Below are 24,190 nucleotides of genomic sequence, written 5' to 3'. Positions count from 1 at the left end.
TAAAAACAACCATACAATGGCAGAAATAAATCCGGCAGAAGTATCTGCGATCTTAAAACAGCAATTGGCCAACTTCGATACTCAATCAAACGTTGAGGAAGTAGGTACAGTTTTAACCATCGGTGATGGAATTGCTCGTGTATACGGGTTAGAAAACGTACAATACGGAGAGTTGGTTAAATTTTCTAGTGATGTAGAAGGTATTGTACTTAACCTTGAAGAAGACAACGTAGGTGTTGCTCTTTTGGGAGAAAGTAAATTAGTTAGAGAAGGAGATACAGTAAGAAGAACAAAAAGAATTTCTTCTATTAAAGTAGGAGAAGGAATGTTAGGAAGAGTAGTAGATACTCTTGGTAACCCTATCGATGGTAAAGGTCCTATTACTGGGGATTTATATGAAATGCCATTGGAAAGAAAAGCTCCTGGAGTTATCTTTAGACAACCGGTAACTGAACCGTTACAGACAGGTATCGTTGCTATCGACTCTATGATTCCTGTAGGAAGAGGACAAAGAGAGCTTATCATTGGTGACAGACAAACAGGTAAAACTACTGTTGCTATTGATACGATCATCAACCAAAAAGAATTTTTTGATGCAGGAAAGCCTGTATATTGTATATATGTTGCAATCGGACAGAAAGCTTCTACAGTAGCTCAAATCGTTAAAACGCTTTCTGATAAAGGAGCTTTAGAGTATACGGTTATTGTTGCAGCTAATGCATCAGATCCGGTTCCAATGCAGGTGTATTCTGCTATGGCAGGTGCTTCTATCGGAGAGTTCTTCAGAGACACTGGTAGACCAGCTCTTATTGTTTATGATGATTTATCTAAACAAGCTGTTGCTTACCGTGAGCTTTCTCTACTATTAAGAAGACCACCGGGACGTGAAGCTTACCCTGGAGACGTTTTCTATCTTCACTCAAGATTATTGGAAAGAGCTGCAAAAGTAATTGCTGATGATACTATCGCAAGCCAAATGAATGACTTACCTGAGTCTTTAAGACCTTTAGTAAAAGGTGGTGGTTCATTAACTGCACTTCCAATTATTGAAACTCAAGCTGGTGACGTTTCTGCATATATTCCTACTAACGTAATTTCGATTACAGATGGACAGATCTTCTTGGAATCTGATTTATTCAACTCCGGAGTTCGTCCTGCAATTAACGTAGGTATCTCTGTATCGAGAGTAGGAGGTAATGCACAGATCAAATCAATGAAAAAAGTTTCTGGTACATTAAAACTTGACCAGGCTCAATATAAAGAACTTGAAGCATTTGCTAAATTCGGTTCTGACCTTGATGCTTCTACTTTAGCAGTAATCTCTAAAGGAGAAAGAAACGTGGAACTTCTTAAGCAACCAGTTAACTCTCCACTTCCTGTAGATAGCCAGGTAGCTATGATATATGCAGGTACTGAGAACTTGTTGAGAAACGTTCCTATCAGAAAAGTAAAAGAATTCCAAATTGAATATATCGCTTTCCTAAGATCTAAGCACCCTGAAACTATGGCTGCTATTAAAGCTGGGAAAATCGATAATGAAATTACAGACGTTCTTAAGCAAGCTGCTAACGATTTAGCTTCAAAATATAATTAAAAAATTCAATGTTTAAGGTTTGAAGCAAGTCTTTGAACCTTAAACTTTATACATTGAAAACATAAAATGGCAAACTTAAAAGAAATACGAGGAAGAATCAGTTCAATTTCATCTACGATGCAGATTACACGTGCTATGAAAATGGTTTCTGCAGCGAAACTTAAAAAAGCGCAAGATGCAATCGTAATGTTAAGACCTTATTCTGAAAAATTACAAGAAATCATCCAGAATGTAAATTCTAGTTCAGATCCTGATCAGGTTTCTATTTATGCTCAGAAAAGAGAAGTTAAAAGAGTTCTTTTTATTGCTGTTACTTCAAATAGAGGTCTTGCGGGAGCTTTTAACTCATCTATTGTAAAAGAGCTTAATATTCAGTTTCAGAATAACGCTCAATATGAGATCGAAGTTCTTACAATTGGTAAAAAAGCATATGATGCTGTAAGAAGAAGCCGTACTGTATATTCAAATGAAAGCGCTGTTTTTGATAATTTGAACTTTGATGCTGTTTCCAACCTTACTGAAGGAGTAATGAATAGCTTCAAAGAAGGGAAGTTTGACGAAGTTTATTTAATTTATAATAAATTTGTTAATGCTGCAACTCAGGAAGTTACTAAAGAACAGCTTCTTCCGATTTTGATGCCCGAAACTACAGAACCTCAGGTAGAAACAGATTATATTTTTGAACCTAATAAAAATGAGATTTTGGATAATTTGATTCCAAAGTCAATTAAAACACAGGTTTTCAAAGCTGTTTTAGATTCAGTAGCATCTGAACATGGAGCGAGAATGACTGCAATGCATAAAGCAACAGATAATGCTCAATCTTTAAAGAATGATTTAGTAATCTTCTATAACAAAGCAAGACAGGCTGCTATTACAAACGAAATCTTGGAAATCGTTTCCGGAGCAGAAGCTTTGAAAAATTCTTAAAAAATTATTAAAATAACAAAAAAAAGCATCGATTTTATCGATGCTTTTTTTTGTTATTTGTATTATGTATATATTCGCGACGATATAAAACACAAATATGAATATCCCTACATTAGTTTCTACTCAGTATGGTAAAATACATGGTGCAGTAGAAAATGGTATTGCTGTATGGAAAGGAATACCTTACGCCCAAGCGCCTATTAATCAATTAAGATTTAAGGCTCCAAAACCACCGCAAAGTTGGAGCGGAATAAAAGATACAACTGCATTTAGTGCAATTGCACCACAAATTAGCCCCGAAGCACTCAAAGAGCAGACCAGTGAAGATTGTCTTTTCCTTAACATTTGGTCGCCTGCCGCTGATGATAGCAAACGGCCCGTACTTTTTTGGATACACGGGGGAGCTTTTGTAACAGGCTCAGGTTCTACACCAGCTTATAATGGCGCTAGTTTTGCGAAAATAGGAAATGTAGTTGTAGTAACCATTAATTATAGATTAGGTCCATTTGGCTTTTTGTACACTAAAGATTTAGTAGATAATGATCTCTTTGACTCTAATAATGGTTTACGGGATCAGTTAGCAGCACTTGAGTGGGTAAAAGAAAATATTGCTGCTTTTGGTGGGGATCCTGAAAATATTACCATTTTTGGCGAATCAGCAGGGGGAGCGAGTGTTGTTAATCAGCTAGGATCACCTTTGTCAAAAGGGTTATTTCATAAGGCCATTGCCCAGAGTCCTTGTTCATCTTGTATTTACACAGATACCAAAACGGCTACCCAATGGACAATCCGTTTTTTAAAAATCTTAGGACTCGGTCCATCAGAGCTTACTAAACTGATTCATATACCGGTTGATACTTTATTAAAAGCATCTACACAACTCATAGAAGAAATGACAGAACTTGTTCCGGGTAATATCGTATTTCAACCCATAGTTGGTGATGATATGCTACCTCTTCGTCCAGAGCAGTCTGTCGTGGAAGGTTTGGGAAGTCAGGTACCTTTAATAGTTGGCTCAAATGAAGATGAAGGGACTATGTTTGCTTTGTTGCCTGTGCCTAAAATTATGCCGGTTAATGATACACTGATAAATATTTATTTGGAGCAAAATTATCCCAATACAGCTTCTGAAATTAAAGAAGCTTATAGAGAAATCCCGGCAGATTTAAGACCCATTAAAATGGGAGGTGATGCAAGCATTTGGATGCCTGCTGTTACTATTGCAACAGCAATGTTGGATAGCAATCCTGTTTTTATGTACCGTTTTAGGTGGGCAAGCGATTATTTAAGAACATCAGGACTTTGTAGTTTTCATTCATTAGAAATTCCGTTTGCATTTGGTAATCTTCAATCAGACGATGTGGTAGAAACGTTGAAAGGTTCGGATGAAAAGGAAATACAAAATCTTTCGCAGACAATGCAACAAGCTTGGCTCAACTTTGCTCACACGGGCAATCCAAACAAAAGTGAGATAAATAATTGGCCTCTTTATAACAAGAAAACACGAGCTTCTTTAGTTTTTGACAAAGAAGTTGTAGTAGAAAATGATATAGAAGCTGAAGTACGTAAGGCTTGGGAAAATAATTAGACAATAATTTCCAGAATAAATAGCTTAAGTTATTTTTAAAGCTCGTAGGTATCTATATGAAATTTAGAAGGATATTTTACTTTTACTTTTTTTTGTAAAAATATCTAAGTAGTATTTCTGAAGCAGAGATCTGAAAATTCGCAAGAAATATTTTTAACAGAATATTAAAGCATCGAGTATATTGATGCTTTTTTTGTTACTTTTATTTTATATATCTTTGTAAAAATTAATTTTATATAATTTTCTAAATGGACTCGGACATAGTCAGGCTTTTGTTAGCCTTGTTTCTTGTATTACTTAATGGCTTTTTCGTAGCCGCAGAATTTTCAATTGTTAAAGTTCGTTACTCGCAAATTCAGATAAAAGCTGCAGAAGGTGATTCTATGGCTAAACAGGCAGAGCACATCATAAAACATCTTGATGAATATTTATCTGCAACACAATTAGGAATTACATTGGCTTCACTTGCCCTTGGTTGGGTGGGAGAAAGCGCATTGCATCATGTTATCGAAAATCTTTTTATATCAATTAATTTTGAATTGAGCCCAGCTTCTGTTACGTCAATATCGTTAATAATCAGTTTTGTTATCATTACGATTATGCATATTGTTTTTGGAGAGCTTATTCCAAAGTCAATTGCTATAAGGAAATCAGAGGCTACGACAATGGCAACTGCTGTTCCTTTAAGGGTTTTCTATACCATCTTTAAACCTTTTATTTGGTTAATGAATTCCATGTCTAATGGGGTTTTAAGATTAATGAAAATTCACCCTGCTTCAGAACAGGAGATTCACTCCACTGAAGAGCTTCAGCTTTTGGTAAAACAAAGTGCAGATAGTGGAGAAATTGAAGAGGAGAACTATGAGATCATTAAAAATGCGTTTGATTTTACAGATCATTCTGCGAAACAAATCATGGTTCCGAGGCAAAATATTACATCAATTGATTTTGAAGAAGATATCAGTGATATTATTAACAAAATTATGGATAGTGGTTATTCCAGAATTCCTGTATATATAGACTCTATTGATAATGTAATAGGTATTCTTTATACAAAAGAGATTATCCGGGAATTTGTTAAGAGAAAGGGAGAACTGAATCATGATGATTTAAAAATCTTGATGCGAGATGCATTCTTTGTGGTTGGAAGTAAAAAGATCTCTGATCTACTAAAGATTTTCCAACAGAAAAAGCAACATTTAGCTATTGTGATTGACGAATTTGGTGGTACCGAAGGTATTATCACACTAGAAGATATACTTGAAGAATTAGTGGGTGAGATTCAGGATGAAGAGGATGATGAAGATAAGGTGGTGGATAAAATTGGAGACAATATTTATTGGGTACAGGCTACGCAGCCTTTAGAAGAAATTAATGAATTTTTACCTAAGAAATTAGCGCCTTCAGAAGAAAGTGAATACAATACATTAGCAGGTTTTATCCTTCATGCTTTGGAAGATATTCCAGTTGAAAATCAGGAATTTGACCTTGAGAATTATCATTTTAAGATCTTAAAAATGAATAATAAGAGCGTTGAGCTTGTTGAATTGGTTTATGAAGGACCAAATATTTTAAATGATATCGCAGATAGATTAGGAGAAGTTTAAATAATTCTAAAATGATTTTTTATAACGGAATAAGGGATTACGAAAATCCAAAACGTCAGTATGAAGAAGAAGTTCTTGTGTTGGAAGAAACGGATGATGTTTACAAATTAATTTTACACAATGATGACATTCATACTTTTGATTATGTAATTGATAGTTTGGTGGAAATCTGCAAACATACCTTAGAGCAAGCTGAACAATGTACCATATTAATACATTATAAAGGTAAATGTACAGTAAAAACAGGCTCAATGGAAGTTTTGAAGCCGATGCACGAAAAATTAATTTCAAGAGAATTAACAAGTGAAATAGTATAATATAGCCCTGACATGATGTCGGGGCTTTTTTTGATCTATTTACAATTATTTAATATTTTATTAAGATATTTTAAAATAGAAGGTCTTATCTCAATAATCTTTGCTATTTTAGTAAAACAACTTAAAAAATATTATATGAGATTAAAAATTAATTCTTTACTCCTTGGGTGTGTACTGGCATCTTCCAGCCTATTAGCCCAAGAATCTTCTTTTGAAGCACCTGCGAAAAAATGGATTAGTGAAAATTCTAGGAATCTAGGAATTCAAAGTAGTCAACTGACACTAAACTTTGTGAAAAAAGGAACCTCTGGAGAAACATTGCGCTTTCAACAATATGTGAAAGATGTACCTGTTTTTCAATCTGAGATCCTGGTACACTTCAATAAGGAAGGTAAAATCACTTATACCTCCACTGAAAATTTAAAAAAGAATATTGAAGAAGTAAATACAGTTCCTTCGCTTAAAGCCTCTGAAGCGCTTCAAAAAGCCCATACTGTTTCAAAAACAAAAGGGAAAGTTACTTTTGAAGAAACTAAACTGTTTGTTTATGCCACAAAAAGTGGTGAAACAAAACTTGTCTACAGAGTACTTACAAATTCTCATGATAATCCCGGAAGCTGGGAAACAATAGTAGATGCACAAAATGGTAACATAATCAGTGTAGAGGATATTGCACTTTATCATCATGATAAAAATGAAATCAAAAAGCCCAGAAAAAAAAGCACAAATAAAGAAATAAATACAAAAAAAGCTTTTGTACCCGGCTCGGGTTATATTTTCAATCCTGATCCTCTCTCTAAAATGCAGGTTACTTATGGGGGACAGTATATAGATAATGATGATGCAACTAATGCTAGTTTGGATGCTGCAAGAACTCTGGTTACCATTCCCGAAGTAGATTTTGCTGGGGGAGTGTATAAATTAAAAGGTTCTTATGCAGAAATTAAAGAATTAGAAACACCGGCAACAGGGCTGTTTACTCAAGCAACAAATCAATTCCTGTTTAACAGAAATGAACAGGGTTTTGAGGCGGTAAACGCTTACTGGCATATAGATAATAGCTTAAGATACATTAATGAAACCTTGAATATCGTATGTAAACCATTAACTAACGAAGGGATATTGTGGTATGACCCACACGGAGTGGATGGTGATGATAATTCTTATTACAGTAATGGCAGATTGGTTTTTGGCGAAGGCTGTGTAGATGATGCTGAAGATGCCGATGTTATTTTACATGAGTTAGGTCATGGAGTACATGATTGGTTAACGAATGGAAATTTGTCTCAGGTTCAGGGATTGAGCGAGGGATGTGGAGACTATTGGGCTCAGTCGTATAGCAGAAGCCTTAATCAATGGCCTTCATCTGCTCCACAATATAATTGGATGTTCAGCTGGGATGGACATAATGAATGCTGGGCAGGAAGAATTACAAACTATACAGCTTTATATCCAGGGAGTGGAGCTATTCACATCAGAGGACAAATATGGGCTTCTGCTCTTATGAGGATTTATGATCAAATAGGAAGAGCGAAAACTGACCGGGCATTTTTGGAGGGAATATCTATGACAGGATCGAGCACTAATCAGCAACAGGCAGCAATTGCAGTGAGACAGGCGGCGATTGATATGCTTGGGCAATTTGGATTCACTTGTGGGGATATTGCTATTATGACACAGGAATTTACTGCTGCAGGATATGTTTTACCAGCTTACAGCTGTCAGCTGAGTGTTGATGATGTTTCTAAAAAAGAAATTATTGCTGTTTATCCCAATCCGGTACATGATGTATTGAACATTTCTTTAAAAATAACTAAAGAAGAAAAAGTGGAGATCTACAACATGGAAGGCCGAAAAGTTTTAGAAACCACCATTGGAAACGGTAAAAATAAAGTTGATGTTTCTAATCTTCAAACAGGTGACTACTTATTGAATATGAAAGGCATAAATTTATCTACTAAATTTATCAAAAAATAAAACTCTAATGAAAGCCGGCATTTTATGCCGGCTTTTTTTTATTCAAGAATTACAGAGGCATTACTTTACTTGCATTCAACTAAAATAGTATATTTGTACCCAACTATATAGAAACTCAAAAAGAATGCTTGTAATAGGAATTGCAGGAGGAACAGGATCCGGCAAAACTACAGTTGTTGATAAAATACTCCAACAGCTTGATATCGAAGGAATGAACATCCTTTCTCAGGATAATTATTATCATGATAACCATAATCTTACACTGACTGAAAGGGAAGCTTTAAATTATGACCACCCGAAGTCAATAGATTTTGAACTGATGTTAAAACATGTAAAAGCTTTAAAAAATAATGAACCTATTGAACAGCCGATTTACAGCTTTGTTACTCATTCCAGAACCGGAGATCATGTTACTGTAGAACCTAAAAATGTTTTGGTTGTGGAGGGAATTTTGGTACTTACTAATAAGGAGTTATTGAAAGAATTTGATTTGAAAGTTTTTGTTCATGCAGATTCAGATGAAAGACTAATTAGGAGGATTAGAAGAGATACTCAGGAAAGAGGAAGAGATTTAAGTGAAGTTTTACATCGCTATCAAACCACTTTGAAACCAATGCATCAGGAATTTATCGAGCCTTCAAAAAATGAAGCCGATCTTATTATCCCTAATATGAAACAAAATTCCGTAGCGATTGATTTTTTAACTACTGTTATAAAAAACTCGTTGAGAAAACACTAAAATGGCAAATAAATTAATTAAAGACATACAACCAAAATCAGAAGTATTAAAGCTTCTTCAAAAATACATTGTAAACAGGTATTTTATCACTATCTGTTTATTTTTGGTTTGGATGGTTTTTTTTGATAAAACTTCGTTCTTGGTAATTAATGAACTTAATGGTGAGATTAATAAATACCAGGAACAATTACAGTATTATAAAACCGAGTATGAAAAGAACGATACGTTTTATAAAAAACTGATGAACAATAAATCTGAAAAAGAAAAATACGCAAGAGAAAATTATTTTATGAAAAAACCAGATGAAGAGATCTTTATTCTGGTGGTAGACAGTACAAATATTCCTAAAAAATAGGATTCATAAATTATTCTCTTAACTCATAACTTTCAACTAAATGTCAAATATAAATACATTTCCCGACTGGGAAAATTTAGTAAAAAAGCAACTTAAAACAGAAGATATTTATACCATTCTGAAAAAAGAAAATTTAGAAGGAATTGTTGTAAAGCCTTTTTATAGTGCAGTACAAAAACCTTTAGTAAATCTGCCAAAAGTTGAAGAAAGTACACATTTAGTATCTAATTACCATGAAAGTTTAGAAGATGACGTTTTTGCTTTCCTTTTGGATCAGAATGTAGAAAACCTTGAGCAAAAAACAATTTTTGTTAATAATAAAGACCTTGCCGAACATATCAGTCCAAAAGATGAAGATCAGTATTTCTCATTAATCGATGTGTTCGATGAAAAAGAAGGGATAATTAATGAACAACTTGTCAAAGAATTACTTGCTAAAGACTTTAGAAGGAATATTTGCGTAGATATTTCTCTTCATCAAAATTCAGGAGCTGCGATCTTTCAGCAGTTAGGTATTGGTCTGGCAAAATCTAAAGAACTTGTTGAAGTCTTTGGAACTGAAATTTTAAACAAACTAATTTTCAGGATAGCAGTTGGAAGCAATTACTTCTTTGAAATGGCCAAAATAAGAGCTTTCAAATTGATTTTTAATCAACTTTCAAAAGAATATAATTTAGATCTGATTCCATATATTTTTGCAGAAACTTCTCTAAGAAATAAAGCGTTTTCAGATAGTGAAAATAACCTTATCCGTTCCACATTAGAGCTTGCAGCTGCTATGATAGGTGGGGCTGATGCTGTTTATAGTAACGATTATAAGATTGAAAAAAGCTCTGAAAACTCACAAGAGATCTCTTTCAAGCAGCAGATTGTATTAGCTTATGAAAGTATAATTAATGTATTTGAAGACGCTTCTAATGGTAGTTATTATGTTGAGGATCTAACTCAACAGATTGCAGATAAATCATGGGACTTATTCCTGGAAATAGAAGATGCAGGAGGGTATTTGGAATTAATTAAACAAGGAATTGTACAGAAGAAGATCTATGATCAAGCCATTGAAGAACAAAAATGGGTTGAAGAAGGTAAAATAAAGCTGATCGGAGTGAATCTTTATCCAAAACTAGAAGTTAAAAGGTCAATTAAAGAGCTTTACAACGAGAAAGAAATAAAACCGGTCCGTTGGGCAGAAATGTTTGAGTAATGAATGAAAAGTTAATTGATTTATTTGAATATACTCATCATTATAATCGAGAAATTATAAAACTTATTAAAGAAGAAATCTCGAAAATTGATGAAAAAACCATTGCATTGATAAACCATACGCTTGACGCTCAACAAATCTGGAATGCAAGAATATTGGGAGAACAACCGTTTGGGGTTTGGCAGATAAATCCACTTGAAGATCTGGAAGAAATCAACCATCAGAATTTTTTAAAAAGTATTCAGATTGTTCAAAATTTTAATTTAGATAACAGAATAGGTTATCAAAATTCAAGAGGCACCAAATTTGAAAATAGTGTGTTTGAGATGCTTTTTCATGCTATTAATCATTCAACTTATCATAGAGGTCAGATCAACTCTTTATTAAAGCAAAGTGGGGTTGAGCCATTATTAACGGATTATATCTTTTACAAAAGATAAATATTTATTGGAGTAAATTTTTGTTCCCACAGATTTCACAAATCACACTGATTTGTAAATTACTTCAAATAAAACTACACAAATGAATGAAAATGAAAAGTGCATCACAAACAATTATTAACTTATTTTAAATTAACTGGTTTTAAGTTGGGCATATTAATTAATTTTAATACAGACTTTATTGCTAAAAGTATAATTAGAAAAATAAATGGAACTATTGATTAATGGTTTTTTAATCTGTGATATTTGTGAAATCTGTGGGAAACAAAATACTAGACCAAAAGGTTCAAGAATTCATTAATGCAAATACAAATTCAGATTTGCATTCTTTATTATTGAAAAAATCTCCATTTCCTGAAGTGACGATTCAGGAAATTGTTCAGCAAATAAAAGGAAAACAAGTGGCATTGAAAAAATTCCCCTTTTTACTGCACAATGAAATTGTTTTTCCACCACAGCTTAATTTAGAGCAAGCATCTTCAGAAAAAACAGCCCTTTATAAATCAGAATCTTTACATGGGAATAAGTTTATTGATCTTACAAGTGGCTTTGGAATAGATGCTTATTACCTATCCCAAAATTTTAAAGATGTTACCTTAATAGAACAGAATACAGAGCTCTTAAAGATTGTTGAACATAATTGGACTGTTTTAGGAAAAAAAGCAAAATTCATCAACACAAATCTGGAAGATTTTTTAAGTGAAAATAAAGATTTTTTTGATGTTATATATTTAGATCCCGCAAGAAGGGATAGCAACAAGAATAAAGTTTTTCTTTTAGAAGACTTGTCTCCCGATATTTTAGAAATTCAGGATCATTTACTATCTATCTCAAATGAAGTTATTATAAAACTATCACCATTGATTGATTTGAAGTATCTGATATCTGTAGTAAAGCACATTTCAAGAATTGATATTATTGCTGTCAGAAATGATGTAAAGGAGGTTGTTATATCTTTGTCAAATAAAAATTCAGGAAATATTATTTGCCATTGTGTGAACCTGGAGGTTAATGAATCACCTTTTACATTTCAATTTGGTGAAGAAGAAAATGCTCACTCTGAATATACTGAGCCTGAAAGATTTATTTATTTACCCAATAATTCAATATTAAAATGTGGAATCTTTAATTTAATTTCAGAAAAATTTAATTTGGAGAAACTTCATCCCAATACCCATATTTACACTTCCGATAAAATGATCAGTAATTTTCCTGGGAGAGTTTTAGAGATGGAAGTTATTGATAGTAAGAAGATTAAAAAGAAAGAGCAATTTAATATTATTTCTAAGAACTATCCTCTGAAGCCAGATGAAATTAAGAAGAAATATGGTTTAAAGGATGGTGGTGAGCAATATCTTATTTTTACCCAATCCAAAAAAGGAAAAATTATTTTAAAATCAATATAAAAATGTTGCCAAAAGAGGCAAGATTTCTTAATTTTGGGCAATCTAAAATTTAAGCATGAGAAAATTAATTATATGTTTAGCCATTGCAAGTGTAGCAGTAAGCTGTAAGAAAATACAAGCTGGAGGGAATAAGAATACCTTAAAACTGGAAGAAGGAGCAGAAAGATATTCTGATGACGCGCAAGGAGGTGGAGAAGCTCATGGTAAGGGGCATGAAGCTGCTGCAGAGCACAAAGAAGCTGGTGTTACTGAAAAACAGGATGCTGAGGCTCCAAAAAAAGATAGCGCTACCACTGCAAAGCCTGTAGAAGCTGAGAAAGCTAAAGCTGAACACTAATTATTAGTAGAAAATATAAAAATGTCTTGCAAAACTGTAAGGCATTTTTTGTTTTAAAACGTTGATAATTTCTAAATTTCCGATAAATATAGATTCCAGGGAAAATTCTCTGTTTTTGCTTGCTCCTGCGACCCATTTTCTTTAATTTTAACAAAACAAATTTTTACAATGCAAGAGACATTAAATTACATCAACGAAAACAAACAGCGTTTCGTAGATGAGTTATTTGAGTTATTGAGAATTCCTTCTATTTCTGCAGATCCTGCTTACAAAGGTGATGTATTGAAATGTGCAGAGGTATGTGCAACACATCTTAAGAATGCTGGTGCTGATAATGTTGAAGTATGCCAGACAAAAGGCTATCCTATTGTTTTTGGTGAGAAAATTTTAGATAAAAGCCTGCCAACGGTATTGGTTTATGGACATTATGATGTTCAACCTGCTGATCCATTAGAACTGTGGAAAAAACCACCTTTCGAACCTTATATTGAAAAAACTGAACTTCATCCTGATGGGGCAATTTTTGCAAGAGGTTCTGCAGATGATAAAGGTCAATTTTTCATGCACCTGAAAGCTTTTGAAGCAATGATGAAAACCAATTCTCTTCCTTGTAATGTTAAGTTTATTTTAGAAGGAGAAGAAGAAGTTGGATCTGTAAGCTTGGGAGATTTTGTAAATGAAAACAAAGAGAAATTAGCTTGCGATTGCATTTTAATTTCTGACACCCATATTTATAGCAACGAACAACCTACTGTTACTACAGGTTTAAGAGGTTTAAGTTATGTAGAAGTAGAAGTGGAAGGGCCGAACAGAGATTTACATTCTGGCCTTTATGGAGGAGCTGTTCCAAACCCTATTCATGTTCTTTCAAGGATGATTGCAAAATTGATCGATGAAGATGGACATATTACGATTGATGGTTTTTACGATAATGTGGATGTAGTTTCAGATGAAGAAAGAGCTGAAATGAATAAATTGAAAGATAATCCAGAAGAGTTTAAAAAAGCAATTGGTCTTGGCAATGTAGAAGGAGAAAAAGGATATACAACCTTGGAGAGAACTTCTATCCGTCCTACTTTAGACTGTAATGGGATTTGGGGAGGTTACACAGGAGAAGGAGCAAAAACAGTTATTCCTTCAAAAGCTTTTGCAAAGATTTCAATGCGTTTGGTTCCTTATCAAACTCCGGAAGAGATTACAGAAAAATTTACAAAATATTTCGAGAAAATTGCTCCTGATACTGTTAGAGTGAAAGTTACTCCACATCATGGAGGGATGCCTTATGTTTTGCCAACTGATACCAAAGAATTTGCAGCTGCAAAACAAGCAATGGAAACAGCATTTGGAAAAGAAGTATTACCTTACAGAGGAGGCGGAAGTATTCCTATCACCTCTATGTTTGAAAAAGTATTAGGTGCGAAATCTGTTTTAATGGGCTTTGGTCTGGATTCCGATGCTATCCATTCTCCCAATGAACATTATGGCTTATTCAATTTCTATAAAGGAATTGAAAGTATTCCATTATTCTTCGAAAACTATTCAAAATAAAAGCTATTTGTGAAAGATAATTATTGTTAAAGTAATTAACCACTAAGCTTAAAATCAAAAAAGAGAATGCCTGTAATGGGCATTCTCTTTTTTGATGGTTATATTTTAAATAAAAAATACTTAATGGTTTATTTTATTAATTATAAAAAATAATATAAAAATACTTATTTTTCACTTAATAGTGTATTGTGTTGTTTATTTTATTGTTTATATGACTGATTATTTTTGATTATATATTTTTTAAATTAAAATTTTTTTTAATCAAGAAAAAAAAATATCTTTACAAAAATAACTAAAAAATAATATCATGAGAAAAATCTTTACATCTTTAGCGGTTGTAATATTTGCAGGTACAACCTTTGCACAAGTAATATCACAAAACGCAACACAGAATACAGTAGTATCAACTGGTTCTGTTGCCTGCGGAAATCAAGCTGGAGGCTTTACTTCAGATAATTCATATTATAGAGTTTTTAAATTATCCGATTATGGGATTAACTATAACTATAATATTACTAATGTAGCGTTTGGAGTTCAAACTGCTAGTACAACTCTTCCTGTGGAGGTCAATCTTTATACTTTAGTTGGTACATTTCCAACAGGAACTCCTACTTTTCTTGGAACAACAACGGTTAATGTAACACCAGCTAACGTGTTAGGAATGGTAAACACTGGAACTGGTCTTTCGCAAATTGTTCCTGCAGGAGGTACATTTATAGTAGAACTATTTCATGATGGTAGTGGTACTACCCCACCACAGTCTTTTTATTTAGGAACTAATGCAAGTGCGCAAACAGCACCTTCATATTTGTCTTCAGAGGCTTGTGGTATTGATACACCTATTGCAACCGGAACAGGTGCCTTGGCGGCTTTTGGTTCAGCAAGATGGGTTATTACAGTTACAGGACAAAATACTTTAGGAGTTACAGAGGTAATTAATTCTAAAGATCTACAGGTTTATCCAAATCCAGTTAAAGATGTCCTGAAATTTAAATTTGGAAACAATTTGAAATCTGAAGGAATAGATATTTTTGATATGAATGGTAGAGTAGTTACTTCTATCGGAAATAACAAAAATGTGAACGAAGTGAATGTATCAAGCTATCCAAAAGGAAACTATATTTTAAAAGTTAAAGCTAATGATGGAAAAGTATATATTCAAAAAATTATTAAAGAATAATTACAGGTAAATCTTAATTTACATAAACATACAGCGCTCCAATTGGAGCGCTTTTTTTGTATATACATTCAATTAGACAAGTGTGAATGTTTACAGTTTTATAGATTTTGATGTAAATAATACTTTTATTATAAGACTAATTTGTAATCTACTTAAAACTTGTAATACTAAAAATACCTAATATCAGGTATAAATAATTACTTGTTTTTAAGTATTGGTAATCTCTTAATACCAAAATAGCTTTGTAACGATCAATTTTGCTAATCATAGAATTAAAGAATTTCAGAAAATTAAACAAATAACTTGTCAAAAATGCATCTTAATAAATGATTATGTTTTTTAAATTCATTGATAGGAGACATTTTGTTTATTTTTTTATTCACAGGCAACCTTTTTTAACTTTTGTTGTCTTATCAATAGAAGCTAATTATAAATAGTTTCAATAATAATATCAAATTAAAAAAAATCTTATGAAAAAAATTTTACTAATTAATGCATTTTTATTTGTTTTATTACAGACATTAAATGCCCAATCTTTACAAGAAGATAATTTTAATTCCTATAATATAGGAAATGTCGGTACAACCGTGACCCCGACTACTTTGGGGCAAGGTGGGTTTCGTACAGATTTTGCAGGAGGTCAAAATTCAGATGCACAAATTGTAAATATCGATGCTTCTCATGACAAATCTTTGCAGCTTACGGGAAGTTCAACCGCAACAGGAACAAAGTATATGTGGAAAGATGGACTGCCTGCTGCGTGGGCTGCAAGAACACCAGGAAATAATATCCTTGAACTGGAATTTAATTTATACACTGGAAGTGTGACAGGTGGCGTGGGTAGAGCAACTGTTTTAGTTTATGATGAGACAACCCATAAAACGCTGCTTGGAGCTGGATATGAATTTGCTACACAAAGAGTTGTTGGTATAGCAAACTATCACAATACTAATAGTGGGGCAATGGGGAATATTCTTTTTTATTTGGAGCCAAACACCTATACTTATCCTGCAAATACATGGATCACATTAAAGTGCACATTTAATAAAACCACAGGAGCGGTTACATGGACAGGACCTGGAGGTGTTGTTTATAGCCCTGCTTCAAATTATATACCGCTTGCTGCAGGCATAGATCCGTATGAAATGGATTTTGTTTCAGTAGTTGGTTCAGGAAATACAGTGGCTCACATCACTTCTTTTGATAACTATATGTTAACCGCTAAAAATACGACAGTATTAGCGACAAAAGAGGCTGTTGCGAAAGAAAATGATATTTCAGTTTATCCTAATCCTGCAACTGATTTTATTACTATACAATCAAAGTCACAGATTACTAAAGCTGAAATTTTTAATGCGGCGGGAAGAAGCATAAACGCTAAACTTAATGGTGATAAAATAGATGTAAGAAATCTTCTTCCAGGAGTGTATATCCTTTCTATTGAAACCAAAGGGGAGCAATTTTCTAAAAAATTCATTAAAAAATAAATTACTGATAAATCTTAGTCCCAATAAAACGCTTCAATTGAAGCGTTTTTTTTATTTTAGAGAAATTAAAGTGAAATATATGATCGAGAATAAAGTTGCCTATATAACAGGTGGAACCAAAGGTATAGGTTTTGGAATAGCTAAAATTTTGCTTGAGAATGGAGTATCTGTTGCGTTCTCAGGAAGAAAACGGGAAGATGTAATGGAAGCGGAAAAAGAATTACAAAAATATTCCAGTCAGGTATTAGGAATTGTTTCTGATGTGAGAAGCTTGGAAAGTGAAGAAGAAGCTATCAGATATACCATAGATAAATTCGGAAAATTAGATTTTGTTATTGCTAACGCTGGATTAGGGATATTTAAACCGGTAGATGAATTAACTTCTGAGGAATGGAATTCTATGATAGAAACTAATTTAACAGGTGCTTTTTACACATTAAAAGCATCAGTAGAAGAGTTGAAAAAGTCAGAAGGATATTATATCACAATTTCAAGTTTGGCTGGAGCTAATTTCTTTGAAAATGGTACCGGGTATAATGCTTCAAAATTTGGAGTTGTAGGATTTACACAAGCTGCTATGATAGACCTTAGAAAATACAATATTAAAACAACGGTGATCATGCCAGGTTCTGTAGCAACAAATTTCAATGGAAATGTAGTTTCTGAAAAGGATGAATGGAAAATCCAGCCCGAAGATATGGGGAATTTGGTATTGGATATTTTAAAAATGAACCCACGGGTTTTGCCTAGTAAGATAGAGTTTAGGGCAACAAAACCAGGTAAGTAATTACATTTAATGTATTGAATAATAAAATCATAAGTATTATGCATGCATAATATATTTTTTATTTATATTTACAGAAATTAATCAAACAAAATCTCTGCATAACGGTACAGAACTTTTATGCGATAAAAAGAGAAAAATAAAATAGTACACATGAAAATATTAGTTTGTATTAGTAGTGTTCCGGATACTACTTCCAAAATTAACTTTACAGCAGATAAATCTGCTTTCGACAAAAATGGAATTCAGTGGGTTATTAATCCTTTAGATGAATTTGCATTGACAAAGGCGGTTAAACTTCAGGAATCTCAAGGAGCTACGGTTACAGTAATAAATGTAGGAGACATTGCTACAGAACCTGTAATAAGAAAAGCATTGGCAATTGGTGCAAATGATGCAGTTAGAGTAAATCTTGATCCGAAAGATAGTTATTCAACAGCTAAAGAAATTGCTGCTGTTGCTCAAAATGGAGGTTATGATCTTATCCTTTGTGGTAAAGAATCGATTGACTATAATGGAGGCTCTGTTCCAGGAATGGTAGCTCAGTTATTAAACCAACCTTTCGTGAACGCATCTGTAGGTTTAGATGTAAATGGAAGTGAGGCAACTGCTGTAAGAGAAATTGAAGGCGGTAAAGAAACTATTTCTGTAAAACTTCCTGCTGTAATTGCAGGTCAGAAGGGATTAGTGGATGAGAAAGATCTTATTATTCCTAATATGAGAGGAATTATGTCTGCGAGAACAAAACCTTTACAGGTTGTTGAGCCTACTTCTTCAGAAGTAAAAGTTCAGGGAGTTTCTTATGACAGCGTTCCACCTAGGGCTGCTGTGAAAATGGTTTCTCCTGATAATTTGGATGAGTTGGTAAGACTTCTTCATGAGGAAGCTAAAGTGATATAAAAATTAGAAACTGGATGTCAGAAGCAAGGATATTTAAAGATCCTGTTCTAAATCCATTTCTTTAATCCTTTAATTTTTTAATCTTTAAATTTTAAAAAAATGGCAGTATTCGTATACGCAGAAAATATAAATGGAGTTTACAAAAAAGCAGCTTTCGAGGCAGTTTCTTATGCTAAAGCTGTTGCAGATCAGGCTGGAGATACCGTTACAGCGATTTCTGTAAACCCTACTGATTCTTCAGATTTATTATATAAATATGGAGCATCAAATGTTATCAATATTAAAGACGAAGGTCTTAAAAGTTTTTCAGCAAAAGCTTTTGCTCAGGCAGTAAGTGAAGTAGCTGATGGAAATATTATTATTTTCCCGCATACTACAGATGCTTCTTCTGTAGCACCAATGTTAGCTGTAATGAAGAATTATTCTTTAATTACTAACGTTCTGGAAGCGCCAGAAAGTCTTTCGCCATTCCAGGTGAAAAGAAGAGCTTTCTCAGGAAAAGGATTTATGCATGCTAAAGCTGAAGGTACAGGAGTGATCGTTACGGTTTCTCAAAATGCTTTCGGGGTTAAGGAAAATGCAGCTTCCGGTTCTGAAGAAGTGAAAAATTTATCTGTAGCCAATGAAGATACTAAAGTAGTTTCTCATGAACAGAGTTCTGGAAAACTGGATCTTAAAGAAGCTGAAGTAGTGGTTTCTGCAGGTAGAGGGATGAAAGGTCCTGAAAACTGGGGGATGATTGAAGATTTAGCAAATGTTTTAGGCGCTGCTACAGCTTGTTCTAAGCCTGTTTCTGATATAGGTTGGAGACCTCACACAGAACACGTAGGACAAACAGGTAAAGCGATCTCTCCAAATCTTTATATTGCTGTAGGTATTTCTGGAGCAATTCAGCATTTAGCTGGAGTGAATTCTTCTAAAACTATCGTAGTCATTAACAGTGATCCTGAAGCTCCGTTTTTTAAGTCTGCTGACTATGGAGTAGTAGGTGATGCTTTCCAGATTATTCCTGCATTAACTGAAAAGATTAAAGCAATCAAAGGATAAAATTTAGTTTATAATAAATAAAAAAAATAAAAGTTCGGGCACTCCGAGCTTTTATTTTTGTCTAAAAAGTAAAACCTACAATAAAAAATTAATTTATCTTTGTAGTTATGGATTATAAACAGCTAATTATTCGAGGAATATCGTACAGCCAGACCCAATCAGGGGCGTACGCTTTGTTATTGGAACATGAAGAAACACATATAAAATTACCTGTTGTTATAGGAAATTTCGAAGCACAATCCATTTCTCTCGGTCTGGAGAAAGATATTCATCCACCACGTCCTCTTACACACGATTTATTTACAAAATTTATAGTTTCGGCGAATTACGAATTGGTCTCAGTCATTATTTATCAGATTGTAGATGGAGTTTTCTTTTCTAATATTAACTTTAAAAACAAAGTAACAGAAGAAGAGCTTATCTTAGATGCCCGAACTTCTGATGCTGTTGCTATGGCGGTACGTTTTGACGCACCAATTTTCACCACCCAACAAGTTTTAAATGAAGCAGGAATTCTTTTGGAATTAGAAGATGTTTCGAAAGAAGAACAATCATTCTCTGAAACCGTTCAGTCTGAGGATAATTTAAAATCTCTTTCAATGGAAGAACTTCAAAAATTATTAGAAGATGCAGTAAAAGAAGAAGATTATGATACTGCCTTAGAAATTCAGGAAGAAATCAAAAGAAGGAAAAAGAAAATTGATTAAAAGAGATATTTATAACTAAACTATGAATTTAAAATTACGACTTACCATCCTCAGCTTTCTGCAGTTTTTTGTTTGGGGAGCATGGCTGATTACGATGGCTAATTTTTGGTTCGGTACAAAACATTGGGACGGGACACAGTTTGGAGCTGTTTTCGGAACAATGGGGATAGCTTCTATCTTTATGCCTACCATCACCGGAATTATTGCAGACCGCTGGGTAAATGCGGAGCGAATTTTTTCGGCTCTACAAATTCTTTATGGGATTGTTCTATTTATCTTACCACATACAGGAGATCCTAATTCGTTCTTTTACGTAATGCTTGCTGCCATGTGTTTTTATATGCCAACAATTGCACTTGCGAACTCTATTTCTTACACGATACTAAAGAATAGTAATTTGGATGTTGTAAAAGATTTTCCTCCCATTCGTGTTTGGGGGACAATTGGGTTTATTGTAGCAATGTGGATTACAAATCTTACAGGAAATAAGGCAACAGAAGGACAGTTTTATATTGGTGGAGTTGTTGCAATTTTACTTGGAATCTATGCACTTACCCTACCAAAATGTCCACCACAGAAATTGATTGATAAAAGTGCACCTTTATCAGAACAGCTTGGTTTAAATGCATTCAAGCTTTTCGGAAACTATAAAATGGCATTATTTTTCTTGTTTTCCATGCTTTTAGGGGCTGCATTACAGTTGACTAATGCTTATGGAGATGTTTTCCTAAGTGAATTTGCACATTTTCCAAAATATGCAAATTCTTTTGTAGTACAGCGATCAACAATTATTATGTCCATTTCTCAGGTTTCTGAAACTTTATTTATACTTGCTATCCCTTTCTTTTTGAAAAAGTTCGGAATTAAAAAAGTAATGTTGATGTCAATGTTTGCATGGGTTTTAAGATTTGGATTTTTTGCTTACGGAATTCCCGATGGATATGGCTTGGCTTTAATTGTGCTTTCTTGTATTGTTTACGGGATGGCTTTTGATTTCTTTAATATCTCAGGTTCCCTTTTTGTAGAAACTACAACTGATAAAAAGATCCGTTCTTCTGCACAGGGTTTGTTTATGATGATGACCAATGGTTTTGGAGCTGTTTTTGGAAGCTATATGGCAGGTTGGGCTATTGATAAATTCTTTACACATAGATTTACTAATGTTTCCGATTTATCATCTTACCTAGAAACAACACCGGATAACCCTACGTTTTTAGAGATTCTTAAAAATTCTTTTAATGCTGCGGTAAATAATGACGGAACTTTATCTTCAATTGTTTTGGTAAAAGACTGGCATCAGATCTGGCTATCTTTTGCAGCATATGCCTTGGTACTTGCCATACTTTTTGCTCTCTTATTTAAACATAAGCATGATCCTAAAGAGGTAGCTAATGTAAATCACTAAATTTTATTAAGTTAATTATCAATATATTAAAATGCACTTTAAAAATAAAGTGCATTTTTTTTATTTTTGAGGCAACCTTTTATCATTTCCCTCGTCTTATAGATAGAAACTCATACATGAAGAACTTAGAGGAAAACTTTATACTTGCTAAAAAACAAGATCGGAGAGCTCAGAAGGCTCTTTATGAAGCTTTCTCGTGTAGAATGTTGGCTATTGCAAATTCATATACTAATAATATTCATGATGCAGAAGATGTATTATTAAATGCATTTCTAAAGTGTTTCACAAAATTAAATGAGTGCAGAGATTATAAAAGCTTTCCTTTTTGGTTGAGAAAAATTGTAGTTAATGACTCTATAAGTTTTGTACGGAAGTCTAAAAATATACTTTATGTAGACATTGATGTTGCAGATGATTTTTCTGATGAAAACTTTGAAGAACAACTAGAGGAAATTAATCTTGAAGAAGTATTCTCTAAGATGCCGGCAGGATATAGGATAATTTTTAATCTATATGTTTTTGAAGAGAAAAAACATCAGGAAATAGCTGAAATTCTTAATATCTCCGAAGGAACAAGCAAGAGTCAGCTGAATAAAGCTAAAAAATGGCTTGTTGAATTTTTTAAAACAAAAGAAAATGAAAAAAGAAACACTGAGACAATTAAGATCTGATTACGAAAGCAGAGAAATAAAGCCGTCTCGTGATCTTTGGGATAGAATAGATCATGGAATGGGAGAAACCTCTGATTTGCCCTTAAAACAATCTGTTCAATGGTGGAAATACGCTGCTGTCGTATTGCTTTTGATTTCTTGTGGAATATATTTTTATTTTGATTCAAAACAAGTTGAAAATACTGTATTAGTTACAAAATCTGATAAGCCTGACAAAACTTCAACAGTAGAAAAAGAGGATGATAAATTTAATCGCTTAGAAGCTGAAGAAGTAAAGCATAAAAACGTAGCGATTTCAGATAAAAGAAATGCAGCTGAAATTAAATCTGAAAAAGCCATAATTAAAACTTATCCAGAAGAGTTTAAATCTTATAATCCGATTTTAGTTAAAGCTAAAGAAGAAAAAAATACAGAAACCCTCGTCAATATCCCTACTGTGGAGGAGAAAGCCCACGATCAGATTGTTGAAAAGCCAATTGTAATTGCTCAAAAGAAAAAAGCAAATTATATCAATGCTGATGAATTACTGCTAGGAAGAGAATTTGATAAAACCCGTGAAGAGAATCATAATGAACATAAAAAAATGGGAGTGGTAGATATGGATAAAATTAAAATTAAAGGCCCTAATTCTTTTAAAATCCTCGGACTGACCGTGTTTTCCGATTCTTCTGATACCAAATAATCTTTAAATTTTTTAATACAAAATATACTGTTCTGAAAATGGAGCAGAGGTAAAATATGGTCTCAAAAATAACATTTAAACTATGAAAAATAAAATTACTCTATTGGCTGCCGTAATGGCCTTTTCTTACAATTTTGCGCAGGAAAGCCCACAAATGGAATCCCAGATAAAGATTTATTCTAAAAAAATCGACAGCATTGTAGTTTCTGAAAAATCAAATCTGAATACAGAACTGGATGTTATTGATAAAAGTTTTAAAGAAAATAAAATTACATCTGATGAAAAGAAGAAAATGAGAACAGAAATAGCTTCAAAATATGAACAGATTATCAATGAAAAAGTAGATGCACAGCAGTCCGAGCTGGAAAATGCAACAAAAGAAATGGTGAAAAACTCGGTTTTACAGAAACCGGATACTTTAAATGGAGATAAAAATGAAATGCAGTTCGGATTCAATGGTATTAGGGTAAAGCTCAACAAAAATAAAAAGACACCTAAGGACTATCTACATACATTGGAGTTTTCAATAAGCTTAACGGGTGCCATGCTTACCACAAAGGATAAACCGTTTAAACTTTATGATAAGGATTCTGATGTGAAAAATACGGTTATCAATTCTTCAAGTTATACATTAAGATATGAAGATCAGATTGGAGGTTTTACAAGTTCTGTTTTTTATAGAGTAGGACTTGGAGTAAGGATGGATAGATTTGTTCCAAAATATGGTAAGGCGTTTACACAGGATAGCAAGACTTTGTTCACAGAGGATTTTACACGGGGAAATTTAAAAGATACCTATCTTACCAATTCTTATCTTTTTGTTCCTGTTGATTTTAAATTTGTTTTAAATCCTAAATATATAGAATATGATGGTGTAAAATATCTTGATAACAGGAAAAAACAATTCAGCATTATAGCAGGTATTTATGGAGGTGTGAAAGTTGGAAGTGTTATATATAACAGATTTTCAACGGAGAATACCAAAAGAATTGTGGAAAGAGAAAGAGCAATGCATGGCGTTAATAACTTTATTTTTGGTGGAAAATTTGGAGTCAGCTATGAGGGTATCAACATATTTATACAAAAAGATTTTACTCCGGCTTTCAACAATGATGCTAAGCTAAGGAATAAATATGGATTACAAATCGGAATTGAGATTGCCAATATCAATTTTTAATTAAACAAAGAAACTTATTTTTTCTTATTAAATTATTAGTTTTTCATTAGATTTTTTATAGCCGTCAATGTTTAAATTTGAAAAATTTGTTTTTAAAACACACTGATT

General features: G+C 33.2%; 24 protein-coding genes. All 24 read left to right on the top strand.

All coding sequences use genetic code 11. The features are described 5' to 3' along the window. The first annotated feature begins 16 nt into the window (after positions 1-16). The 24 genes from atpA to AC3WRL_RS11705 all read left to right on the top strand — a co-directional run bounded on the left by atpA (position 17) and on the right by AC3WRL_RS11705 (position 24,082). On the top strand, positions 17-1,594 hold the full coding sequence (gene atpA, locus AC3WRL_RS11820; protein ID WP_214824326.1) for a F0F1 ATP synthase subunit alpha: 1,578 nt from the start codon (positions 17-19) through the stop codon (positions 1,592-1,594). 66 nt (positions 1,595-1,660) lie between these two features. Beyond that, positions 1,661-2,524, top strand: a complete 864-nt coding sequence (atpG, locus tag AC3WRL_RS11815; RefSeq protein WP_214824328.1) for an ATP synthase F1 subunit gamma — start codon at positions 1,661-1,663, stop codon at positions 2,522-2,524. A gap of 97 nt (positions 2,525-2,621) precedes the next feature. Then, the gene (locus AC3WRL_RS11810; RefSeq protein WP_492330348.1) at positions 2,622-4,112 is read left to right on the top strand and encodes a carboxylesterase/lipase family protein; all 1,491 of its coding nucleotides are present in this window, start codon (positions 2,622-2,624) and stop codon (positions 4,110-4,112) included. A 248-nt stretch (positions 4,113-4,360) separates the two neighbouring features. Then, positions 4,361-5,719 carry a hemolysin family protein gene (locus AC3WRL_RS11805; RefSeq protein ID WP_214824333.1) on the top strand — a complete coding sequence of 453 codons (1,359 nt, stop codon included), beginning with the start codon at positions 4,361-4,363 and terminating at the stop codon, positions 5,717-5,719. A gap of 11 nt (positions 5,720-5,730) precedes the next feature. Next, a complete protein-coding gene (locus tag AC3WRL_RS11800) occupies positions 5,731-6,036 on the top strand; it encodes an ATP-dependent Clp protease adaptor ClpS (RefSeq protein WP_214824335.1) in 306 nt (101 codons plus the stop codon). Positions 6,037-6,171: 135 nt separating this feature from the next. Continuing rightward, the gene (locus tag AC3WRL_RS11795) at positions 6,172-8,013 is read left to right on the top strand and encodes a T9SS type A sorting domain-containing protein (RefSeq protein WP_261512408.1); all 1,842 of its coding nucleotides are present in this window, start codon (positions 6,172-6,174) and stop codon (positions 8,011-8,013) included. A gap of 124 nt (positions 8,014-8,137) precedes the next feature. Then, positions 8,138-8,752 carry a uridine kinase gene (gene udk, locus AC3WRL_RS11790; RefSeq protein ID WP_072406162.1) on the top strand — a complete coding sequence of 205 codons (615 nt, stop codon included), beginning with the start codon at positions 8,138-8,140 and terminating at the stop codon, positions 8,750-8,752. Between the two features lies 1 nt (position 8,753). Next, positions 8,754-9,107 (top strand): FtsB family cell division protein, encoded by a 354-nt coding sequence (locus AC3WRL_RS11785; protein ID WP_214824346.1) that lies wholly within the window; start codon positions 8,754-8,756, stop codon positions 9,105-9,107. A 40-nt stretch (positions 9,108-9,147) separates the two neighbouring features. Next, complete coding sequence (locus AC3WRL_RS11780) at positions 9,148-10,311, top strand: methylmalonyl-CoA mutase family protein (protein ID WP_214824348.1); 1,164 nt, start codon at positions 9,148-9,150, stop codon at positions 10,309-10,311. Then, complete coding sequence (locus tag AC3WRL_RS11775; RefSeq protein ID WP_261512407.1) at positions 10,311-10,751, top strand: DinB family protein; 441 nt, start codon at positions 10,311-10,313, stop codon at positions 10,749-10,751. The genes AC3WRL_RS11780 and AC3WRL_RS11775 overlap by 1 nt, the downstream gene beginning before the upstream one ends. Before the next feature lie 99 nt (positions 10,752-10,850). Continuing rightward, entirely contained in the window at positions 10,851-10,976 is a 126-nt protein-coding gene (locus tag AC3WRL_RS11770) for a GxxExxY protein (protein WP_261512406.1), read from the top strand. Positions 10,977-11,008: 32 nt separating this feature from the next. Continuing rightward, entirely contained in the window at positions 11,009-12,157 is a 1,149-nt protein-coding gene (locus AC3WRL_RS11765) for a class I SAM-dependent methyltransferase (protein ID WP_353050420.1), read from the top strand. A 55-nt stretch (positions 12,158-12,212) separates the two neighbouring features. Then, positions 12,213-12,494, top strand: coding sequence for a hypothetical protein (locus AC3WRL_RS11760; RefSeq protein WP_214824353.1), 282 nt, complete (start codon positions 12,213-12,215; stop codon positions 12,492-12,494). Positions 12,495-12,662: 168 nt separating this feature from the next. Then, on the top strand, positions 12,663-14,042 hold the full coding sequence (locus AC3WRL_RS11755; protein WP_214824356.1) for a dipeptidase: 1,380 nt from the start codon (positions 12,663-12,665) through the stop codon (positions 14,040-14,042). 307 nt (positions 14,043-14,349) lie between these two features. Then, positions 14,350-15,222, top strand: coding sequence for a T9SS type A sorting domain-containing protein (locus AC3WRL_RS11750; RefSeq protein ID WP_214824359.1), 873 nt, complete (start codon positions 14,350-14,352; stop codon positions 15,220-15,222). 470 nt (positions 15,223-15,692) lie between these two features. Then, complete coding sequence (locus tag AC3WRL_RS11745) at positions 15,693-16,709, top strand: T9SS type A sorting domain-containing protein (protein ID WP_492330347.1); 1,017 nt, start codon at positions 15,693-15,695, stop codon at positions 16,707-16,709. A 79-nt stretch (positions 16,710-16,788) separates the two neighbouring features. Then, the gene (locus AC3WRL_RS11740) at positions 16,789-17,496 is read left to right on the top strand and encodes an SDR family oxidoreductase (protein ID WP_492330346.1); all 708 of its coding nucleotides are present in this window, start codon (positions 16,789-16,791) and stop codon (positions 17,494-17,496) included. 150 nt (positions 17,497-17,646) lie between these two features. Further along, complete coding sequence (locus AC3WRL_RS11735) at positions 17,647-18,393, top strand: electron transfer flavoprotein subunit beta/FixA family protein (RefSeq protein WP_214824368.1); 747 nt, start codon at positions 17,647-17,649, stop codon at positions 18,391-18,393. 99 nt (positions 18,394-18,492) lie between these two features. After that, positions 18,493-19,440, top strand: a complete 948-nt coding sequence (locus AC3WRL_RS11730) for an electron transfer flavoprotein subunit alpha/FixB family protein (protein ID WP_214824370.1) — start codon at positions 18,493-18,495, stop codon at positions 19,438-19,440. Between the two features lie 107 nt (positions 19,441-19,547). Then, positions 19,548-20,147 carry a bifunctional nuclease family protein gene (locus AC3WRL_RS11725; RefSeq protein ID WP_214824378.1) on the top strand — a complete coding sequence of 200 codons (600 nt, stop codon included), beginning with the start codon at positions 19,548-19,550 and terminating at the stop codon, positions 20,145-20,147. 22 nt (positions 20,148-20,169) lie between these two features. Further along, positions 20,170-21,552 (top strand): nucleoside permease, encoded by a 1,383-nt coding sequence (locus AC3WRL_RS11720; protein WP_214824381.1) that lies wholly within the window; start codon positions 20,170-20,172, stop codon positions 21,550-21,552. A 116-nt stretch (positions 21,553-21,668) separates the two neighbouring features. Continuing rightward, positions 21,669-22,223 carry an RNA polymerase sigma factor gene (locus AC3WRL_RS11715; RefSeq protein ID WP_214824384.1) on the top strand — a complete coding sequence of 185 codons (555 nt, stop codon included), beginning with the start codon at positions 21,669-21,671 and terminating at the stop codon, positions 22,221-22,223. Continuing rightward, entirely contained in the window at positions 22,189-22,905 is a 717-nt protein-coding gene (locus tag AC3WRL_RS11710; RefSeq protein WP_492330345.1) for a hypothetical protein, read from the top strand. The genes AC3WRL_RS11715 and AC3WRL_RS11710 overlap by 35 nt, the downstream gene beginning before the upstream one ends. An 82-nt stretch (positions 22,906-22,987) precedes the next feature. After that, positions 22,988-24,082 (top strand): hypothetical protein, encoded by a 1,095-nt coding sequence (locus AC3WRL_RS11705; RefSeq protein ID WP_492330344.1) that lies wholly within the window; start codon positions 22,988-22,990, stop codon positions 24,080-24,082. Positions 24,083-24,190 lie beyond the last annotated feature (108 nt).

It is taken from the genome of Chryseobacterium sp. FW101-FHT12H09 (assembly GCF_058790395.1).
Note: the sequence above shows the minus strand (reverse complement) of the source record. Positions and strands in the feature narration are given on the sequence as shown.

Excerpts from the sequence above, each read along its gene's own strand:
- AC3WRL_RS11755 (WP_214824356.1), top strand. The coding sequence starts at position 12,663 with ATGCAAGAGACATTAAATTACATCAACGAAAACAAACAGCGTTTCGTA.
- AC3WRL_RS11715 (WP_214824384.1), top strand. The coding sequence starts at position 21,669 with ATGAAGAACTTAGAGGAAAACTTTATACTTGCTAAAAAACAAGATCGG.
- AC3WRL_RS11705 (WP_492330344.1), top strand. The coding sequence starts at position 22,988 with ATGAAAAATAAAATTACTCTATTGGCTGCCGTAATGGCCTTTTCTTAC.
- AC3WRL_RS11805 (WP_214824333.1), top strand. The coding sequence starts at position 4,361 with ATGGACTCGGACATAGTCAGGCTTTTGTTAGCCTTGTTTCTTGTATTA.
- AC3WRL_RS11780 (WP_214824348.1), top strand. The coding sequence starts at position 9,148 with ATGTCAAATATAAATACATTTCCCGACTGGGAAAATTTAGTAAAAAAG.
- AC3WRL_RS11750 (WP_214824359.1), top strand. The coding sequence starts at position 14,350 with ATGAGAAAAATCTTTACATCTTTAGCGGTTGTAATATTTGCAGGTACA.
- AC3WRL_RS11735 (WP_214824368.1), top strand. The coding sequence starts at position 17,647 with ATGAAAATATTAGTTTGTATTAGTAGTGTTCCGGATACTACTTCCAAA.
- AC3WRL_RS11760 (WP_214824353.1), top strand. The coding sequence starts at position 12,213 with ATGAGAAAATTAATTATATGTTTAGCCATTGCAAGTGTAGCAGTAAGC.
- AC3WRL_RS11795 (WP_261512408.1), top strand. The coding sequence starts at position 6,172 with ATGAGATTAAAAATTAATTCTTTACTCCTTGGGTGTGTACTGGCATCT.
- AC3WRL_RS11740 (WP_492330346.1), top strand. The coding sequence starts at position 16,789 with ATGATCGAGAATAAAGTTGCCTATATAACAGGTGGAACCAAAGGTATA.
- AC3WRL_RS11775 (WP_261512407.1), top strand. The coding sequence starts at position 10,311 with ATGAATGAAAAGTTAATTGATTTATTTGAATATACTCATCATTATAAT.
- AC3WRL_RS11800 (WP_214824335.1), top strand. The coding sequence starts at position 5,731 with ATGATTTTTTATAACGGAATAAGGGATTACGAAAATCCAAAACGTCAG.
- atpA (WP_214824326.1), top strand. The coding sequence starts at position 17 with ATGGCAGAAATAAATCCGGCAGAAGTATCTGCGATCTTAAAACAGCAA.
- AC3WRL_RS11745 (WP_492330347.1), top strand. The coding sequence starts at position 15,693 with ATGAAAAAAATTTTACTAATTAATGCATTTTTATTTGTTTTATTACAG.
- AC3WRL_RS11710 (WP_492330345.1), top strand. The coding sequence starts at position 22,189 with ATGAAAAAAGAAACACTGAGACAATTAAGATCTGATTACGAAAGCAGA.
- AC3WRL_RS11720 (WP_214824381.1), top strand. The coding sequence starts at position 20,170 with ATGAATTTAAAATTACGACTTACCATCCTCAGCTTTCTGCAGTTTTTT.
- udk (WP_072406162.1), top strand. The coding sequence starts at position 8,138 with ATGCTTGTAATAGGAATTGCAGGAGGAACAGGATCCGGCAAAACTACA.
- AC3WRL_RS11725 (WP_214824378.1), top strand. The coding sequence starts at position 19,548 with ATGGATTATAAACAGCTAATTATTCGAGGAATATCGTACAGCCAGACC.
- atpG (WP_214824328.1), top strand. The coding sequence starts at position 1,661 with ATGGCAAACTTAAAAGAAATACGAGGAAGAATCAGTTCAATTTCATCT.
- AC3WRL_RS11785 (WP_214824346.1), top strand. The coding sequence starts at position 8,754 with ATGGCAAATAAATTAATTAAAGACATACAACCAAAATCAGAAGTATTA.
- AC3WRL_RS11810 (WP_492330348.1), top strand. The coding sequence starts at position 2,622 with ATGAATATCCCTACATTAGTTTCTACTCAGTATGGTAAAATACATGGT.
- AC3WRL_RS11730 (WP_214824370.1), top strand. The coding sequence starts at position 18,493 with ATGGCAGTATTCGTATACGCAGAAAATATAAATGGAGTTTACAAAAAA.